Here is a 17,854-nt window from a genome sequence, read left to right on the forward strand (position 1 = left end):
GTGCGTCAATCACATTTAACCCCTATCCGGACGGGTGAAAACGAGATGATCCCAACAATTGCGCGTTGATTTGTGATGATCCTATCGCTTTTGCGTCGCGGCACGCTAGCGCGAGCTCATCGAGGCACTATTCCTTTGATCTACTTGGAGGGAGGCCGGGATATGCAATCCGATAGCGGAAATGTTTTCAGCGTGCAAACGCAGCGCAGCGCGGAAGAACAGGTCGATGCACTTACGACCGGACCCGGCGTGACCGTCGAACGAATCGTGTCGATGGGTCATGCCAGCCCGGAAGGCTTCTGGTACGACGACCCGCGCGCCGAATGGGTGGTGCTGCTGTCCGGCGAGGCCGTGCTCGAATTCGAAGCCGATGCGAGCCGTCGCCACCTGCGTCCCGGCGATTACGTGCTGATCGAACCGCATTGCCGGCATCGCGTGGCTTGGACGCATGAGTCGGAGCCCAGCGTCTGGCTTGCGGTCTATCACAAGCGCTGATGTGCGGACCGGCTTGACCTCGCGCAAGCTTGCGTCCGAAATTGACGCTTAAAAAACTTCCAGCAGACATTTCTTCTCGGGCAGAATTACATCATCTTCGGCGAAGACCGAAAAAATGACTGAGAGAGCCGTCACCACCATGACGGCGATGTGATTGCCTTTCGAGGAGGCGCCATGTCTGCAACAAGCAAGAGCGCATCGTTCAACGTGACCGTGCGCAAGGACGGCAGTGGCGCGTGGAGCATCGCCATGCCTCACGCGGAACGTCCGGACGACGTCTTCGTCACGTTCGTCAAGGATCAGGAAGAAGGCACATGGCTGGCCGAGCAAATGCGGCCCGGCTTCGACATCGTGCTGGAAGCCGCGACCTGAATCCGTTTCATCAGGCCAGCGGGCCGGAATCGCCGGAAGCAGGCATTTCATACTTCGCGCGCGGGCGCAGCAAAAACGCCTGCGTGCGCTGCTCCATCACGTGCGCGACCCATCCGGCCGTGCGGCTCACGATCCAGATGGCGGTGGCCGAGCCGTCAGGCAAGCCGAGCGCCCGAGCCAAGGTCACGAGACCCAGCGCAACGCCAGGCTGCGCGTCCAGTTCATGCCGCATCCGTTCGAGAAAGGCCAGCGTCAGCCGGGTCCTCTCGCGTGCCGCCGGGGCGCAGCCGTCATGCGCCACGACTTCTGCGGCCGCCTGCAGCATCAGGTCCGCGCGGGGATCGCCGCCCGCGTACAGCGGGTGATTGAAGCCGAACAGGCTCGCCCCATACTCGCGCACGCGGTCCGCGCGCGACTCCAGCGCCGACAACGGTTCGCACAACAGCAGCGTCTCGACCTTCTCGGTGCCCGTGCCGGTCGAAAAGCCGATGTGCGAACCGATGGCCGCCGCAACGCAACTGAAGATGTCCGCATTCGTCGATGCCGCCACGCGCGCGGAGAACGTGGCGGGCGCCAGTTCGTTGTCGGCAAGCACGACGAGCGCCGTGCCGAGCGCGCGTAACGTCTCGGGCGTGACCGCCGCGCCCGCCGCGCGCAGGATCTGCCCGGCGATGCTCTCATCGGCCGCACGCGGACAGAAGACGCGCTCCGGCCCAAGGAAGCCGACGCAGCCCGCCATGCTCTGCAGCATGAGCCGCGCGGCCTGTACCGCGCCGCCATCGGTGATCTCGCGTGTGCCGCGTCCCTGCATGCCCAACGCGAAGGGCACCATGCCCAGCAGCGCGCCGATATCGCCGCTGGCCACCCCGCCTTCATGCACCGACAGCACGCGCAGCACGTCGGGCGGCGTCTCCATGGGCGACCAGACCGCGAGTCCGCTTTGCCACACGCCGGTCATCAGCAGATGGACGACGGATTCGAACGCGGCCCCTGAACTCGCCAGATCCACCGCCAGACGATTGCGATAACGCGGCCCGTGCGGCGTGACTTGCGTGATGGCCGAATGCAGCACCGGATCGCCCAGACGCAGCGTGGATTCCGCCACCGCGCCGCTGGGGGCGCGGCCGCGTTTGCGCGCGGCGAGCCGTTCGATATCGCGCCGCAGATACAGCCGCTTGCGTCCGTCTTCGTGAGGCGTGGCACGCACCAGTCCGCGGCTGACGTAGGCATAGAGCGTCGCGGCCTTGATGTTCAGCCGCGCCAGCGCCTCCTCGCAACTCAGCACGTCGTTCCAGTTTCCGTCACTCATGTCTTGAGCCCTCAACCGCTTCAATCTCTTTATATTGATTTTAAAACTCAATATTGATAGCTATAAAGGCTATCAGTAAAGTGAACTCCGGAACACCACAAAGGCCATCGCGAACCATCCGGGTTCGAACGACAGGCCACCGATATCCGGAGACACCGCATGACCCTGGACACCACGCCGGCTCAGCGCAATCGGGTTGACCTGCGCGAGACGCTGCAGGCCGCGCCGCTCGGCGCGTATCACTTCCGTCTCGCCATCCTGCTCGCGCTGATCCTCTGGTACGACGGCTTCGATCTCTACAACGCGTCGTACATCGTTCATGACGTCACGCCGGTATGGCATCTGTCACCGAGCCAGATCGGCTTGTTGCTGTCGTGCGGACTGGGCGGCTTTGCGATCGGCTCGGCGGTCTCGGGACTGTTCGGCGACCGCTTCGGTCGGCGTCGCGTAATCCTGCCGGGCGTGTGGGTATCGAGCGCGATGAGCCTCGCGATCGCCCTCTTCGCGCACGACCTGTCCTCCTTCGTCGTGCTGCGATTCATCATGGGGCTCGCGCTCGGACTGCTGATGCCGATGTGCGTGACCTACATCAACGAGATCGCGCCGAAGCGTTCGAACAACGTCTTCACCATCGGCTTCTTCTCGCTCGGCTGGATTGGCGGCGCGACCTGCTCAGGCTTCATCGCCGCCTGGTTGATGCCGCGCTTCGGCTGGCAAAGCATGTACTTCACCGGCGCACTGGCGATGGCCCTTGCGGTCGTGCTGCAGTTCGTGTTGCCGGAATCCATTGCGTTTCTCGCCAGCCGCAACCGCATGGACGAGGTGCGTACGCAACTGACACGCTTCTGGCCGGCGCGCGCGGCGGACTTTCGCACAGCCGAAGTCGTCGTGCCCGCGCCCACGGTGAAGGCCGGCTCAATCCGCGCGCTGTTCGCAATGCGCTTTCGCCGTCAGACGCTGTGCTTCTGGGCCATGGGCGCACTCTCGCTGTTCTCGTCGTATGGACTCTCGGGCTGGCTGCCCACCATCCTGCTCAAGCGCGGCGAAAACCTCTCGCATAGCTTCGCGTACGGTTCGCTGCTCGTGTTCGCATCGGCGTTCGGCAGCCTGCTTTCAGGGTTCGTCGCCGACCGCACCGGCAACCGGCGTCTCACCATGTCCATCGCGTGGCTGCTCGGCGCGAGCGCCATCGGCATGCTTGCATTGCTGGAGAACGTGCAGGTCTTCTGGATCATCGTGATTGCAGGGATGTTCGTGATCGGCACGCAGACCGTGCTCAACAATCTCGTCGCCGTCAGCTATCCCACCGAGATTCGCAGCACGGGCGTCGGCGTGTTCTTCGGCATCGCGCGCTTCGGCGCCATGTGCGGCCCGGCTATCTCCGGCGTGCTGCAGCAGGCAACCGGCGGTCCTGGCGCGATGTTCTCCGTGCTCGCCGCGTCGCTGGTCACGGCGGCCGTGCTGGTCTTTCTCGTCGAGCGGCCGGAACGCCTGCCCGATGCCACCGCCTTCGGACACTGACATGCCCAGGCTCACGCTATCACTTGCCGTCAATGACTACGATCACGTGCGCGATCTTCTCGACGTGCGCGTGCATGCCGAGGGCATCGACCTGATTCCTACGGTGCTGCCGGTCGAGGAGATCTTCTATCGCACGACGCATTTCCAGGAGTGGGACGTGTCCGAGATGTCGCTCGGCAAGTACGCCTCGCTGCGCTCGCAGGGCGATGACCGGCTGATCGGACTGCCGGTGTTTCCGTCGCGCGTGTTTCGGCTCTCGTCGCTGTATGTGCGGCGCGGGAGCGGTATCGAACGGCCGGGCGATCTGCGCGGCAAGCGCATCGGCGTGCCGGAGTGGGCGCAGACGGCGTCCGTGTATTCGCGCGGCTGGCTGGCGCACGATCAGCACGTGCCGCTCGATGAAGTGGAATGGATTCAGGCCGGGGTCAATCAGGCCGGACGCCGCGAGAAGGTCGAGGTGCGTGTGCCCGAGGGCGTGCGGTATCGGCCAGTGCCGGAGCGGTCACTGACGGCGATGCTGCTCGCTGACGACATCGACGCCATCTTCAGCGCGCGTCCGCCCGCGCCGCCGCCCGGCCACAGCGATGAGATCGTGCGCATGTTCGAACCGTTTGAGCCAGTGGAGCGCGCGTATTTCAGCGCGACCGGCATCTTTCCGATCATGCATCTGATCGTGCTGCGGCGTGAGGTGTTCGAGCGGCATCGATGGATTGCCGGGAATCTGCTCAAGGCTTTCACGCAGGCGAAGGCGAACAGTCTCCAGCGTCTCGCGGACATCACCTGCTCGCACTTTCCGCTGCCGTGGATGAACGCGCGCGCCGATGAAGCCCGTGCGCTGTTCGGCGGCGATCCCTGGCCTTATGGCGTCGAGCCGAACCGCATCACGCTCGATGCCTTCCTGCGCTATGCGCACGAACAGGGCGTGTGCCATCGACGGCTGGCGCCTGAAGATCTGTTTCCCATCGAGATGTCGGCCGCGGTGCGCGTCTGACTTTTCTCCTTACTCGCAGAGTTTTGACCATGACGCAGAACACGACCTACACCGCCGCTCCCGTCACGCACGATGCGCTCGACATGCCGCGCCTGCTCGACGACCTCGCCGCCGCCAATCACATCCTCGCGCAGCATGAAGTGCTCGATGGCTTCGGTCACGTCAGCGTGCGGGATCCGCGCGATCCGCTGCGCTTCCTGATCGCGCAGTCCATGGCGCCGGAGCTCGTGCAGACCGATGACATCCTTACGCTCGACTTCGACTGCCAGCCCGTCGACGGCGACACGCGCAAGCGCTATCTGGAGACGTGGATTCACGCCGAGATCTATCGCGCCAGGCCCGATGTGCAGGCGGTCGTGCACAGCCATTCGCCTTCGGTGATTCCGTTCGCGGCTTCGTCGGTGCCGCTGCGGCCCATCTATCACATGGCGGGCTTTCTCGCGACGGGGTCGCCGGTGTTCGATATCCGTCGTTGCTTCGGCTGCACCGACATGCTCGTGCGCAACGGCGCACAGGGGCGTGCGCTGGCGGAGACGCTGGGGACATCGGACGTGGCGTTGATGCGCGGGCATGGCTTCGTGGCGACCGGGCCTTCGCTGCCGGCGGCGGTGTATCGCGCGATTTATACGGAGCTGAATGCGGGCATGCAGCAGAAGGCCATCGCTTTGGGTGGGGAAGTAACTTACCTCGATGAAGGCGAAGGCCGCGCCAGCACGGAGACGAATCTCGGCGTGATGGAACGGCCCTGGACCTTGTGGAAACGGCAGGTGGAGGGGCAGCGATAAGCATCGGGTTAGGGGCTGTTAACCATATGGGCAATAAAGTCGCGTTGTAGTGAGAATGACTTAGGATATGTATCGGCGATAGGATTTGGCCTTTTGCATCCTCTGTCCCTACCCATGCGCTTTTTCGACTCGACCGCCTCACATCCCCTCCTCCGTTCAGTCGCTGCCGCCCTCGCCAGTTTCACGCTCGCCTGCACCGCGCACGCCGCCAGCTTCAGCGTGACCAGTCCCGCGTTCGAAGACGGCGGCGCCATCGCCGCACGCTATGCCGGTCCCGGCGTGTGCGGCGGTGAGAACGTCAGCCTGCCCGTCGCCTGGCACGATCTGCCGCCCGCCACACGCAGCGTCGTGGTCACGCTCACGGACCCGAACGGGCCGAAAGGCATCGGCGTGACGCACTGGATTGCCTATAACCTCGCGCCGGAGCCTTCGAGGCTGGACGCGGGAGCCGTGGTGTCCTCGCCGGCGTCAGTGGGGTTGAACATGACGAAAGCCGCTGCGTATCGCGGTCCCTGTCCGCCGGTGGGAGATACGCCGCATCACTATCTGCTGACTGTCACCGCGACGGATCTTGCTCCCGGTGATCTTCCGCAAGGACTGGACTATGCAGCGTTGCAAGCGCGCTTGACGGGACATACCCTCACGGGATCGACGGTCGTTGGGCGATATGGGCGATAAGTCATGAATATATGCGCGCCGGGTTTCGCAGCATCATGGAGCACCCGACCGCTCACATCTTCTCCTTGACTCCAAGACGGATCAGCCACCAGTTCACCGGGTAACTGGTGGCGAACCCGGCCAGCATCGCGATCTGCATCGCAAACCAGAATTCCGGACTGGCCACACTGGCAATCCCGCCGTACACGCGCCTGAACCAGAGAAACTGGATGACGGCCATCATTCCGTACATGCCAAGCTGCCATGCCGTAATCGACGCGATGTCGGCCTTGACCGCAGCGCGCAACGCCTGGAGCGGCGACAGCTCGCGCATCGGCTTGATGCTGCTGTACTGAAACCAGATGCCCAACAGGAATGCAACCAGGAAATCCGGAATCCAGACGGCAAAGGTCTTTTCCGCAAAGAAGCCGTGCCACCCGAACCAGACGGCGATTGCCGGGAACATGAAGGCAGCCCACTCCACAACGATATCGGCAAGCGCACAACCTGCGCCGCAGTGGCTCGTCCCCTTCATCACCACCGCTGCGAAAGGCTGCTCGACGTTCGTAACGTTGCTGTCCGGAACATTGCGGCCCCAGAGGAAATAGGCGGCGAGCCAGAGTACCGAGCCGAACAGCGCCGTGAGGGGCCACACAGCATTCATCACCCCCATCTTTTGCGGATGGCGGACCTCGTCGATGACGATGATCGCGGCGCAGACGAGCGCCAGCACAATCGATGCTGTCGACACAACGTGCAGCCAGGACGGAAAGGTTCCGTAGGTCATTGCCAAACTCGTTTCCGTTGATGGATTCAGCCACCTGGCCTTCCAGCGGCGCTGCTGGTCAAACGCAACGCGGTGTCGACCAGCGCCAGATGTGAAAGCGCCTGTGGAAAGTTGCCGGAGAGATGGCGGCCGGGCAAGTTGTACTCTTCTGCCAGCAATCCGAGGTCGTTGCGCACTGCCAGCACGCGCTCGAACTGCGCGAGGGCTTCGTCGTGACGCCCTTGCATGCTCATGCAGTCGGCGAGCCAGCACGAACAGGCGAGAAAGCTGCCTTCCGCAGGCGCATCGACAGGCGCCTTGAGCCGGCGGACCAAACCGCCTTCGGAAAGCTCCCGCTCGACGCGCGCAATCGTACTGGCCATCCTGGGTTCCGTCGCGGCAATGAACCCGACCGCGGGCAGCCGCAACAGACTCGCATCGATTGCCTGACCACCATAGGTCTGCACGAATGAACCGAGACCGGCGCTCCAGCCTTCACACAACACTTCCTGTCTGACCGTTTCTCGCAGCGCGACAAGGCGGGCACGGGTCACCGCGTCGAGCGTGGCGGCATCGGCGAGCGTGGCAATGAAGCTGTTCAACGCCGCCCATACCATCACCTTCGAATAGGTGTACTGGCGCGGCGTCCCGCGCGATTCCCAGATGCCCGACCCTCCGCTCTGCCAGACCTGTTCCAGATGCAGGACGATGCGCGTCGCGACTTCGGCCTCGCGCTGCGAAGGCGGAATGCCGCCGCGCCGCGCGAGCGCAAGGCATTGGATGACCTCGCCGAGCGCGTCGATCTGATGCTGGGTCGACGCCGCATTGCCGACCCGCACCGGTGTCGCGCTCCGGTAGCCCGGCAACGACCCGACGACGCGTTCCTCGGCGTGCCGCGAACCATCCACGCGATACATGATCCGTACATGCTCGGGCGAACCGGCAATCGCGCGCAGCAGCCAGTCGCGCCAGCCGAGCGCTTCCTCGTGAAAGCCTGCTCGAAGCAGTGCGCCGAGCGCGAAACTCGCATCCCGCAGCCAGCAGTAGCGATAGTCCCAGTTCATGTCACCGCCAGGCACTTCGGGAAGCGACGTGGTGGGCGCCGCGATCAGCCCGCCGCTCGGGCCGTGGCATAGCGCCTTGAGCGTCAGAAGCGAACGACGCGTCGCTTGCGGCCAGGCACTGCTGCTGTCGTCAAAGTGGCCGATCCAGCGGCGCCAGAACCGCAAGGTTGCGCTGAGCGCCCCTTCGGCGTCGATCGGTTCGGGCGGCGGCAAGTGCGAGGGTCCGTAGCTCATCACAAATGCGAGCCGCTCGCCGGCGCCGATGTTGAATTGCGCTTCGATGGCATCGTCGCGAATGGTTAGCTGCATCGGCGCGCGCACGGCGATTAGATCAGGTCCGACACGCGCGACGACACCGCCCGCCTCGCTGCTGAGCCACGGTGGCACCAGGCCATAGTCGAAACGCAGCCGCAGTGTCGATCGCATCGGGACCGTGCCGCGCAGTCCCACCACGATCCGCACGAGCGACGGAAACCGCTTGCGCAACGGCATGAAGTCGATGATGCGGACGGCGCCGTCTTGCGTCTCGAAGTCCGTTTCGAGCACGAGCGTGTCGTCACAATAGCGGCGCTTGAGTTCACCCGGCTCGGCGACCGGCATGATCGACCAGTTCCCGTGTTCACTCCTGCCGAGCAACGCGGCGAAGCATGCGTCATCGTCGAAGCGTGGCCAGCACAGCCAGTCGATCGAGGCATCGCGGCTTACCAGCGCGGCGCTCTGCCCATCCCCGATCAGGCCATAGTCTTCAAGTGGGCGACTCATGTCTGGATCCTGTCCCCGCGTCATGCAAAACGGATCAGGCGCGCAGCTTTCGCATCAGCAGCGCCGCGCCCGTCAGCAGCCCGACGCCGGCGGCTGCCCAGAACGCGTTGCGATGCCGGTCGGTGAACATCTCCCAACTGTCGGCGCGGGAATGCGCGTCGAAGCGCCCATGCGCACCATAGTCGCCCGACACGGGCTGGAACAGGTTCGACGGCGCGTCGGCGGGGGCTGCTTCGTCGGTCAGCTGTCCGCTGTAGCCGGCGCGCGCCAGATAGCGGTCGATCAGGCCGGGCGCAATGCGGTTCGCGAGAATCGCCTTGACCGTCGGGAAGCCGACCCAAACCTGGCGACGCCGATGCGTTGCAGCAAAGAAAATTGCTCGCGCGGCCACCTCGGGCTGAAAGATGGGCGCCACAGGCCGGGCCTTTCTGCCGGTCTTGTTCAGCGCCCAATCGAACTGCGGTGTGTTGACGGCGGGCAGGTCGACCATCGTGAGATGAATGTCCAGACCGTCGTGGATGATCTCCGACCGTAATGAGTCGGTAAAGCCGCGAATGGCGAACTTGGCGCCGCAATACACCGATTGCAGGGGAATCGAGCGGTAAGCGAGCGCAGAGCCGACATTGACAATCGTGCCGCGGTTGCGGGTTCGCATTCGCCTGAGCGCGGCCATCATTCCGTAGACCTGCCCGAGATAGGTGACCTGCGTGCCGCGCTCCACCTCGGCGGCCGTGAGGGCCGACACCGGCGAGAACACGGTCGCCATTGCCACGTTGACCCATACGTCGACAGGTCCGAGCTGTTCTTCGACCGCATCGGCGGCGGCATGAACCTGCTCGGCCGACGCGACGTCGGTGACGAGCACGACCGCCCGTACACCATAGCGCGCGGTGATGTCGCGCGCCGCACCTTCGAGCCGTTCGGCGTCGCGTGCAAGCAGTGCGACATCGTAACCGCGCCGTGCGAATTCTTCGGCAGTGGCGCGGCCGACGCCCGCGCTTGCTCCGGTGATGACGGCAATATCTGGCATGGCAAAGTTCCGCTGGCATATGTCCCGAACAACGGACGCAAGACACATGCCGCTTTGTGGGCAGCATGCCGGGAAAGACTCCGGTGCTGACGAATGTCATGGCCGAAGCGATTTCGCTGGATGCGACGGCGCGGCGAGCGCCGTAAAAAATGTCACAGTGTGACGCAATATTTTCAGGTGCGCGCCGGCCGGATTCCCGGCGCGACACGAGTGCAAGCATCAGAGCGGCTCGACTCCACCCGGCAGGGTGCAACGTGCTCCGACGCCGACATTTCCATTTCAACGTCGCGCGGATGCGGTGGACAGCATTCCGACGATCATGGCGTCGAGCATGCTGGCCGTGACCACGTTTTCCCTGAGCATCATGACGTCGGCGTATGGATTGGCTACCAACACCGTCACCCCGCGCGCAACCATCCTGTGAATGACCTCCGCACGGCCATCGACGTGATCGGGCGGCAGGCACGACTGCTTTCGAAGTGGGCCGAGTGCCCGCGTCTGCGTGAAGGTGCGGAATCCTGGTTCAATCACGGCGGGATCCTTGGCGGCATGTCTCGATCACGCGGTCTCGACATCGGCGGGGGAGTAATGGGGCCGCTCGCGACGACCGCGACCTTCGCAACCGGATCATGAAAGGCCACTCGACAATGGCTTGATGTTTGTCGACAATCAAGCTCTCTAACTACGGAGCGGGCACGATGAGTAAAAACATGAACATCCGTGCCCTGCATCCCGATGAGGTTGCTTCCTACATCGACGCCCTCGCCGACGTGCTCATCGACTGCGTAGAGGGAGGTGCTTCCGTCAGCTTCATGCTGCCGATCGCGAGAGCGACCGCCGTCCGCTTCTGGGCAGACGTTGCGCAGGGTGTCACGCGCGGTGAACGGATCCTGCTGGTTGCCGAGGACGCGGACGGCAAGGTTCTCGGTACGGTGCAACTGATCGTCGCGCAACCGGAAAACCAGCCTCATCGTGCCGACGTAGCCAAGATGCTGGTGCGCCGCGACGCGAGGCGTCAAGGCATCGCCGCGCGGCTGATGGAAGCGCTCGACGACTTCGCTCGCCAGGCCGGCAAGTCGGTGCTCGTGCTGGATACCGTGACGGGCGGCGATGCGGAACGGCTCTACCGGCGCACCGGATGGCAATGCGCAGGCGGCGTTCCGAACTACGCGCTGATGCCCGATGGCGGCTTGTGTGGCACGACGTTTTTCCACAAGCAGTTGCGTTGACATGCTGCATGCGGAAATCGAAACCCCGGGGCCGGCCGGGCCGTTGAGGGGCACGTTGTTGTCGCCGGCGGCCAGCGATGTTCCGGTGGTGTTGATCGTGCCGGGATCGGGTCCGACAGACAGGGACGGCAACAATCCATTCGGCGTTCAAGCGGCGACCTATCGGCTGCTTGCCGAAGGACTGTTCGATCGGGGCATCGCGTCGGTTCGAATCGACAAGCGCGGTATGTACGGCAGCGCATCGGCAATACCCAATGCCGATGACGTTACCCTCGACGATTACGCGGAAGACATCCGGTCATGGGTAACGGCGATCCGCAAGCGGATCGATGCTACCTGCGTATGGGTGCTGGGACATAGCGAGGGAGGACTGGTTGCATTGTCGGCTGCACAGCAAAGCGTCGAACTGTGCGGTCTGATTCTGGTGTCCACGGCTGCGCGCCCTCTGGGACATGTCTTGAGGCAACAACTGAGATCGAACCCCGCCAATGCGCCGGTTCTGGGCAATGCCATGTCGATACTCGACGCGTTGGAGGCGGGACAGACGGTAGATGCCGGCGGAATCGATCCGGCGCTCATGCCGCTCTTCAGGCCCGGGGTTCAGCGGTTCTTGATGAGCGAACTGAACGTCGAGCCGACCGCCCTTCTGGCGAATGTTTCGAAGCCGGTGCTCATCGTGCAGGGCACGCGCGATATTCAGGTTGACCCGCAGGACGCGCTTCTTCTAAGGGACGCCAATCCGCGTGCCGAACTGATGCTCGTCGCCCATGCAAATCACGTGCTTAAAACCGTCGATACAGACGCTGTCGCCGATAACCTTGCCGTGTATTCGAACCCAAACCTTCCGCTGGCAGAGGGTCTGGTAGCGGGTATTTCTGCGTTCGTGCAGAGGTGAAAGCGCTCATCCGCTGCGGTGATGAATCCATCTAACGCCCTTCTAATAAATGAGGCTTACATTCATCGCCAGACGCTGTTTCTCATTCGAGAAGCGGAGTGCTCTTTCTCCAGTGGACGATTGCGGAGCATGTATGACGCTTTTCAGGCTTGCGGATTCTTGTCGCGGGCGGCTTGTGTGTGATGCTCAAGTGGCGCCGCACGGGCTATGTGCTGCTTGGTGCGTCGATTGCGCAGTCTATCGGGACACGCTCGAACGGCTTGGCGTGAATGCCGCTGACATCGTGCTCGAACCGAACAGCATGAATACGTGGCAGAACGCTCAGCTCACGAGCGGACTCCTGAAAAGGCTGGATGCGGACGAGGTGGTGCTGGTGTCGTCGGGCTTCCACCTGCAACGCGGCGCACTTTACTTCGCCCATTTCGGCGTTCAGGCGCAGCCGGTGAGCGCCGATTATCTGGCCGCCATGCCATCCTTGCTGCCGCTGGCCTATAACTTCGCCGTCGCGGATCTGGCGCTCCACGAGTACGCGGGCATCGTCCGTTACGACATCTTCAACGCGCTCGGATGGAACGCTGCAAGAACGGCGCCGGGTCAGGCGTGAAACCGGGCCTCACTGTTTTCACCCGAAGCCGTCATCATTCAAGTCTCGACAGACACATACTCGACGAATCATGCTCATGGTCGCCGCACCTTTCATCGCGCTCTTTCTCGCCGTGCCGGCCGTGTGGTCGCCTGCCGCGCGATGGCTCGTCCCCGGTCTGCTCATCGTCGGCTATGCCGCGGCAATGTCCATCGGGCAACTCACGCCGCTTGCCGTCCTATCGCTCGGCCTGCTGCTGGCCGCGGCGTTTGCCGTCGCTCCGCAGCGTCAGGGGTGGATGCGCCATGCCGGGCACATCGTCTTTATCGTGCTGGCCGTGGCACTGAGCATGCACTGGATGCCGGGTTTCAATAACCTGCGCGTCATCGGACCCGAACGTTTTACGGCGGATGCCGTGCCGTTCACGATGTACTTGAATCTCGACAAACCGCTCGTCGGATTCTGGCTGCTGCTGGCCTGTCCATGGATACGGCCGCGCCATGCACCGGCGGCATCGTTGAAAGCTGGAGTGGCAGGCGTCGCCGGAACGACGATCGTCTGCTTGCTGCTTGCGCTGGCGTTGGGACTCGTGAGATGGGAGCCGAAGCTTCCTGCGTCCACGTGGCTCTTCATGTTGAACAATGTGCTGCTGGTCACGGTGACCGAAGAAGCCCTGTTTCGCGGTTACCTCCAGGGAGGCTTGTCGCACCTGCTCAAGCGCTTCGCGCATGCGGACGTCATCGCGTTATGCGCGGCGGCGCTCGTGTTCGGGCTGGCGCATTTGCCGGGCGGCTGGCAATGGATCGTGCTGGCAACCGTCGCGGGTATCGGCTATGGACTGGCGTATCGCTATGGCGGCCTCGGCGCCGCGATCCTCGCGCATTTCGGGCTGAACGCGGCGCACTTTCTGTTTTTCACTTATCCGATGCTTCAAGCGCCCGGCACGTCGTAACTGGCCATGCCGCTCGCCGTAGTTGCCTGCGACGAGCGGCCTCCTTGCGCTTACTCGGTAGCCGCAATTTTCCTTGTGTTCGTCTCAGGCATCCGCAGATAAACCAGCAGCGACATAGCGGCCCACGCGGCCACATTCCAGTAAAAGGAGTGCTCGTAAGCGCTCGCCTTCAGACGCAGCGCGACGAAATCCGTCGTGCCGCCGAGAATGGCCGTCGTCAGCGCGTAAGGCAAGCCCACGGCGAGGGCTCTCGTACGGCTGAGCACGGTGAACAGCGGTTGCAACGGCGTCGGCGGCGCTGGAGGGCGTGCGCAGGATGGCGTGAACGGGCGCCGCGCACGATGCTACTGTGCTGCTCACGGGCGAGAGCGGAACCGGCAAGGAGCTGGTCGCGCAGGGTATCCACAACGCGAGCCGCCGGTGCGGCAATCCTTTCGTCGCGTTCAGTTGCGCGGCGTTGCCGAAAGGGACTTCGGCCTCGTCGCACAGCGCTTTGTTCACCGACGCTCGCGCTTCAATGCGTCCAATGCCCTCTCCCTTGAAATGCCTCACCCGCGAAACGCCGGTCAGACACCCCTGTTTCTCCCCCCGCACGGGTCAGGGCCAAATCTTGCTCGGCGGCGGTATTGACCCGCAGAGGCCACCATGTCCGAAAGAGTCGATCTTCCCTTGACCATCACCGGTATCCCCGAACTGGACGTCGTCTTGCGCGGCGGTCTGCCGACGGATCGCCTGCATCTTCTCGAGGGCGCACCCGGCACCGGCAAAACGACGATCGGAATGCGCTTCCTGATCGACGGAATCGAGCGATCCGAGCGTTGTCTCTACATCACCTTCGCCGAATCCGTGCTCGAACTCAAGAGCGCCGCCGCCACGCACGGCTGGGATGTCGATGGCATCGACTTCTTCGAACTGATTCCAGAAGAAGCGCACGCGTCCCGCCAGCAAACGGTGCTCTACCCCTCGGAGGTGGACTTCGGGCGCACGGTCGAACGCATGGTGCAAAAGATCGAGGACACCAATCCAGGTCGGGTCGTGATCGACAGCATTTCGGACCTGCGCATGCTCGCGCAGAACCGTCTGGCGTACCGGCGGCAGATGCTGGAATTGAAACGCTTCCTGCAAGGCAGGAACATCACGACCATCCTGCTGGACGATCTGCTGCATTCCGACGACGGAGAACTCCATAGCTTCGTGCATGGCGTTATTACCCTGGACTTCATCGAACGGGACTACGGAGCAGCGCGTCGGCGCCTGCGTATCAGCAAGATGCGCGGGGTAAATTTTCAGAGCGGATGGCACGATTACACCATCGTGCCAGGAGAAGTCCTCGTCTTTCCCAGTCTGATTGCGGAGGAGCACGATACTCTGCCAGGCGGAGAGCCGCTCTTGAGCGGGGCCGAGGCGCTTGACCGAGTGCTGGGCGGCGGCCTGGATCGCGGAACCACGACAATGATGATCGGGCCCTCCGGAGCAGGAAAATCCTCCATTGCGCTGTGTTATGCACTATCCGGGGCCAGGCAAGGAGAATTCGCTTCTTACTTTTCCTTCGACGAGACCTATGAGACCTTCATCCGGCGCGGCCAAAGTCTCGGTCTCGACGTGAGCGATGCACTGGCAAGCGAGCAGTTCGTGTGGCGCCGGATGAATCCCTCCCGCATCTCGCCTGGTGAGTTCGTGTGGGCGGTGCGCCGTGATGTCGAGGACCGCAATGCCCGCGTCGTCGTGATCGACAGCATCAACTCGTATCTGAGCACCATGCCGGAAGAGAACTCGCTCATCCTGCACCTGCACGAGCTCCTCACGTACCTCAATCGTCGCGGAGTGGTGACGATCATCGTGCTCGCGCAACAGGGGGTGGTCGGCGATGTTCAGAATCCCGTCGATCTCAGCTTCCTCAGCGACACGGTGCTGCTGATGCGCTTTTTCGAAGCAGGCGGCCAGCTTCGCAGAGCGGTGTCAGTCATCAAACGGCGCACGGGCGCGCATGACAATGCCATTCACGAGTATCAACTCTCACCGGCAGGCTTGCAGGTGGGCCCTGCTCTGCGCGAGCTGCAGGGCATTTTCACTGGTGTACCGAACTATTCCGGCGCGCAGGAGACGCTGATCAGCCAAGCGGACAAGCCTCATGCCGCAACCTGAGAACCCTGGCGTCGTGATGGTGCTGGCCCCGACCGGGCAAGACGCGCACGTCATCACCCGTACGCTGCAGGAAAACGGCATCGAGGCAGAACGCATCGAGGGCATCAAGGCTGTCTGCGGGCGCATGCACGATGAGCGGGGAGTCGGCGTAGCGGGGCTGGTCGTGACCGAAGAGGCGCTCGCGCGTCGCGAGGACACGGTGGCGCTCGCTGCGTGCCTCGAACGACAGTCTCCGTGGTCGGACCTGCCTATCTGCGTGCTGACCGTACCCGGCGATACCCCCAGCACGTTTGCACGCTGGCGCCTGTTCGAGACCCTTGGCAACGTCACGCTCATCGCACGCCCGCTGACCTCGGAAGCGCTACAAAGCGTCGCCCGCGGCATTTTGCGGGCCCGCGCGCGTCAACGTCAGACCATGCGCCATCTCGAGCAGTTACAGGACGCGGCGGAAACGCTCGAGCAACGGGTTGCGGAGCGCACGGAAGAGTTGATGGCGGCGGAAGAGACGCTGCGACAGGCTCAAAAGATGGAGGCCATCGGGCAGTTGACCGGGGGTGTCGCGCACGACTTCAACAATCTGCTCCAGGTGGTCAGCTCCAATATGGAGGTGATGAAGCTGCGACTCCGTCAGGGACGGTTGAACGATCTCGACCGCCACGTCCAGAGCGCATACGATGCGACGCAACGCGCCGCTGCATTGACACATCGTCTGCTCGCGTTCTCGCGTCGACAAACGCTCGACCCGAAACCGGTGCAGCCAACCGTCCTCATCGACGGCATGCTGGATCTGATTGTCCGCACGCTCGGTCCTGTGATCAAGGTCCGGACACGCTATGACCCGGCCTTGCACTTGATCATGTGCGATCCGCATCAGTTGGAGAACGCGCTGATAAATCTCTGCATTAACGCGCGCGACGCGATGGTGGAAGGCGGCACGCTCACCATCACGACTGAAAATCGGACGCTCGACGGACGCGAAGCCCGGCTGCAGGATCTGTCCGAAGGGGTGTATGTCGTCATTTCAGTCGCCGACGACGGGTGCGGCATGTCGCCGGAAGTCATGAGCCGCGCGTTTGATCCATTCTTCACGACGAAGCCGGTCGGTCAGGGAACAGGGCTCGGGCTGTCCATGGTGTACGGCTTTACACGTCAGTCTGGCGGCAAAGTCGTGATCGAGTCTGCGCCGGACCATGGCACAACGGTCCACTTGTATCTTCCACGGCTGACCGATCTGCCAGCGGCGACTGAAATCGAGCAACCGCGTCCCGCCCTTCAGCCAGTTTCGGTCCGCAAGACGGTTCTGCTGGTCGACGACGAACCAGGCATTCGGGAGGTGTCCGCCGAAGTGCTCAAGGACGCGGGGTTCAATGTCATCGAGGCAAGCGATGGACTGTCTGGCCTGAGCCTGCTTGAGTCGGATATTGCCATCGACGTGTTGGTGACTGATATCGGCATGCCGGGAATGAATGGCAAGGAGTTGGCTGACCGCGCGCGCCGAACCCGGCCGGAACTGAGTGTGCTTTACATCACCGGATACGCTGAGAAAGCCGTCTTCGGGAATGGCAACGTCGAAGTGGGCGCGCATCTCCTGAAAAAGCCGTTTGCGATGGCTGATCTCGTGGCCCAGGTCACCGAGATCATTGAAAACAGCCGGAAGGACGGAGGAGGCATGCGCGCCGTGTAGGTCGCGGCGCTTTCAGGCGCGATGTCCGAGTTCAGCGGAAGGACTGCGGTCAATACTGCAATTTCAACCGTCACGCCGCGACTACGCTCTCGTGCCTGGCAACAACTTCGGCCTCGTCCCGCAGCGCTTTCTTCACCGACGCCCGCGCTTCAATGCGCGCGATGTAGGCATTCAGATTAGCCAGGTGATCGAGCTTCACGCCTGACCGTTCATGCCACATGGTCGCCCAGACATAGGCATCGACAACAGTGAACTGTTCGCCGGTCAGATACGACCGCCCGTCCCCCAGCATCGCATCCAGCTTCCCATACGCCTTGAGCAGCTTGTTGCCATTGAACGCGATCCCTTCAGGCGTCATCAGCTTGCGCATCAACGGGATATGTTTCTGCGCGATCTCCGTCGCGACGAAGGTCAGAAGCTGGTCCATGCGTGCGCGTTCGAGCGTACCGTGCTTCGGGATCAGCCCCGACTCGGGATATTGATCCGCGATATAGGACGCGATGGTGATCGTCTCGGTAAGTCAGTATGACTTTCCGTGAGGCGGAGGCTGGCCTGACGTGGGAGTTTAACGCGGGTTAGCATCTCTGCCAGAGCCGCATGGGTGGGCATGGGCC

The 17,854-nt window shown here is 63.0% G+C and carries 18 protein-coding genes and 2 pseudogenes; 14 read left to right on the plus strand and 6 right to left on the minus strand.

Translation table 11 applies throughout. From position 1 onward, the window contains the following. Positions 1–162: 162 nt before the first annotated feature. A complete protein-coding gene (locus tag QCE83_RS20160) occupies positions 163–495 on the plus strand; it encodes a cupin domain-containing protein (protein WP_309814846.1) in 333 nt (110 codons plus the stop codon). A gap of 174 nt (positions 496–669) precedes the next feature. Beyond that, entirely contained in the window at positions 670–867 is a 198-nt protein-coding gene (locus tag QCE83_RS20165; RefSeq protein WP_309814849.1) for a hypothetical protein, read from the plus strand. A gap of 10 nt (positions 868–877) precedes the next feature. Here QCE83_RS20165 and QCE83_RS20170 read toward each other — a convergent pair whose 3' ends face one another. Next, a complete protein-coding gene (locus tag QCE83_RS20170) occupies positions 878–2,176 on the minus strand; it encodes a citrate synthase (RefSeq protein WP_309814852.1) in 1,299 nt (432 codons plus the stop codon). A 159-nt stretch (positions 2,177–2,335) separates the two neighbouring features. On the opposite strand from QCE83_RS20170, the gene QCE83_RS20175 reads away from it, so the two are divergent. The 4 genes from QCE83_RS20175 to QCE83_RS20190 all read left to right on the plus strand — a co-directional run bounded on the left by QCE83_RS20175 (position 2,336) and on the right by QCE83_RS20190 (position 6,151). Next, positions 2,336–3,697 carry an MFS transporter gene (locus QCE83_RS20175; protein WP_309814855.1) on the plus strand — a complete coding sequence of 454 codons (1,362 nt, stop codon included), beginning with the start codon at positions 2,336–2,338 and terminating at the stop codon, positions 3,695–3,697. A 1-nt stretch (position 3,698) separates the two neighbouring features. Next, positions 3,699–4,688 (plus strand): 4,5-dihydroxyphthalate decarboxylase, encoded by a 990-nt coding sequence (locus QCE83_RS20180; protein ID WP_309814856.1) that lies wholly within the window; start codon positions 3,699–3,701, stop codon positions 4,686–4,688. Positions 4,689–4,717: 29 nt separating this feature from the next. Further along, positions 4,718–5,473, plus strand: coding sequence for a class II aldolase/adducin family protein (locus QCE83_RS20185; protein WP_309814858.1), 756 nt, complete (start codon positions 4,718–4,720; stop codon positions 5,471–5,473). A 219-nt stretch (positions 5,474–5,692) separates the two neighbouring features. After that, positions 5,693–6,151, plus strand: coding sequence for a YbhB/YbcL family Raf kinase inhibitor-like protein (locus tag QCE83_RS20190; protein WP_309814860.1), 459 nt, complete (start codon positions 5,693–5,695; stop codon positions 6,149–6,151). Between the two features lie 52 nt (positions 6,152–6,203). Here QCE83_RS20190 and QCE83_RS20195 read toward each other — a convergent pair whose 3' ends face one another. From QCE83_RS20195 to QCE83_RS20205, 3 genes are read right to left on the minus strand one after another with little or no spacing between them, the layout of a single operon-like run. Continuing rightward, positions 6,204–6,917: a DUF4396 domain-containing protein gene (locus QCE83_RS20195; RefSeq protein ID WP_309814864.1), complete on the minus strand. Its 714-nt coding sequence runs from the start codon at positions 6,915–6,917 to the stop codon at positions 6,204–6,206. Between the two features lie 26 nt (positions 6,918–6,943). Next, positions 6,944–8,722: a glycoside hydrolase family 15 protein gene (locus QCE83_RS20200; protein ID WP_309814865.1), complete on the minus strand. Its 1,779-nt coding sequence runs from the start codon at positions 8,720–8,722 to the stop codon at positions 6,944–6,946. A 34-nt stretch (positions 8,723–8,756) separates the two neighbouring features. Continuing rightward, the gene (locus QCE83_RS20205) at positions 8,757–9,752 is read right to left on the minus strand and encodes an SDR family oxidoreductase (protein ID WP_309814868.1); all 996 of its coding nucleotides are present in this window, start codon (positions 9,750–9,752) and stop codon (positions 8,757–8,759) included. A gap of 331 nt (positions 9,753–10,083) precedes the next feature. On the opposite strand from QCE83_RS20205, the gene QCE83_RS20210 reads away from it, so the two are divergent. From QCE83_RS20210 to QCE83_RS20230, 5 genes and pseudogenes are all read left to right on the plus strand, one after another. Next, entirely contained in the window at positions 10,084–10,176 is a 93-nt protein-coding gene (locus QCE83_RS20210; protein WP_404985234.1) for a hypothetical protein, read from the plus strand. A 274-nt stretch (positions 10,177–10,450) separates the two neighbouring features. Then, positions 10,451–10,981: a GNAT family N-acetyltransferase gene (locus tag QCE83_RS20215; RefSeq protein WP_309815514.1), complete on the plus strand. Its 531-nt coding sequence runs from the start codon at positions 10,451–10,453 to the stop codon at positions 10,979–10,981. Position 10,982: 1 nt separating this feature from the next. Then, the gene (locus QCE83_RS20220; protein WP_309814872.1) at positions 10,983–11,876 is read left to right on the plus strand and encodes an alpha/beta fold hydrolase; all 894 of its coding nucleotides are present in this window, start codon (positions 10,983–10,985) and stop codon (positions 11,874–11,876) included. Positions 11,877–12,102: 226 nt separating this feature from the next. Then, a pseudogene (locus QCE83_RS20225) lies at positions 12,103–12,480 on the plus strand (YdcF family protein); the annotation flags it as partial. Between the two features lie 76 nt (positions 12,481–12,556). After that, positions 12,557–13,411 carry a CPBP family intramembrane glutamic endopeptidase gene (locus QCE83_RS20230; RefSeq protein ID WP_309814875.1) on the plus strand — a complete coding sequence of 285 codons (855 nt, stop codon included), beginning with the start codon at positions 12,557–12,559 and terminating at the stop codon, positions 13,409–13,411. Positions 13,412–13,461: 50 nt separating this feature from the next. Here QCE83_RS20230 and QCE83_RS20235 read toward each other — a convergent pair whose 3' ends face one another. Beyond that, positions 13,462–13,695 carry a hypothetical protein gene (locus tag QCE83_RS20235; RefSeq protein WP_309814876.1) on the minus strand — a complete coding sequence of 78 codons (234 nt, stop codon included), beginning with the start codon at positions 13,693–13,695 and terminating at the stop codon, positions 13,462–13,464. Positions 13,696–13,700: 5 nt separating this feature from the next. Between QCE83_RS20235 and QCE83_RS35150 the strand changes: the two are divergent. The 3 genes and pseudogenes from QCE83_RS35150 to QCE83_RS20250 all read left to right on the plus strand — a co-directional run. Beyond that, a pseudogene (locus QCE83_RS35150) lies at positions 13,701–13,937 on the plus strand (sigma 54-interacting transcriptional regulator); the annotation flags it as partial. A 119-nt stretch (positions 13,938–14,056) separates the two neighbouring features. After that, a complete protein-coding gene (locus QCE83_RS20245) occupies positions 14,057–15,556 on the plus strand; it encodes an ATPase domain-containing protein (RefSeq protein WP_309814878.1) in 1,500 nt (499 codons plus the stop codon). Continuing rightward, the gene (locus QCE83_RS20250) at positions 15,543–17,240 is read left to right on the plus strand and encodes an ATP-binding protein (protein ID WP_309814881.1); all 1,698 of its coding nucleotides are present in this window, start codon (positions 15,543–15,545) and stop codon (positions 17,238–17,240) included. Before QCE83_RS20245 ends, QCE83_RS20250 begins: the two co-directional genes overlap by 14 nt. Before the next feature lie 70 nt (positions 17,241–17,310). Here QCE83_RS20250 and QCE83_RS20255 read toward each other — a convergent pair whose 3' ends face one another. Continuing rightward, the gene (locus tag QCE83_RS20255) at positions 17,311–17,667 is read right to left on the minus strand and encodes a glutathione S-transferase family protein (protein WP_309814883.1); all 357 of its coding nucleotides are present in this window, start codon (positions 17,665–17,667) and stop codon (positions 17,311–17,313) included. Between the last annotated feature and the right edge of the window lie 187 nt (positions 17,668–17,854).

The organism is Caballeronia sp. LZ034LL, assembly GCF_031451215.1.
Classification (GTDB): Bacteria; Pseudomonadota; Gammaproteobacteria; order Burkholderiales; family Burkholderiaceae; genus Caballeronia.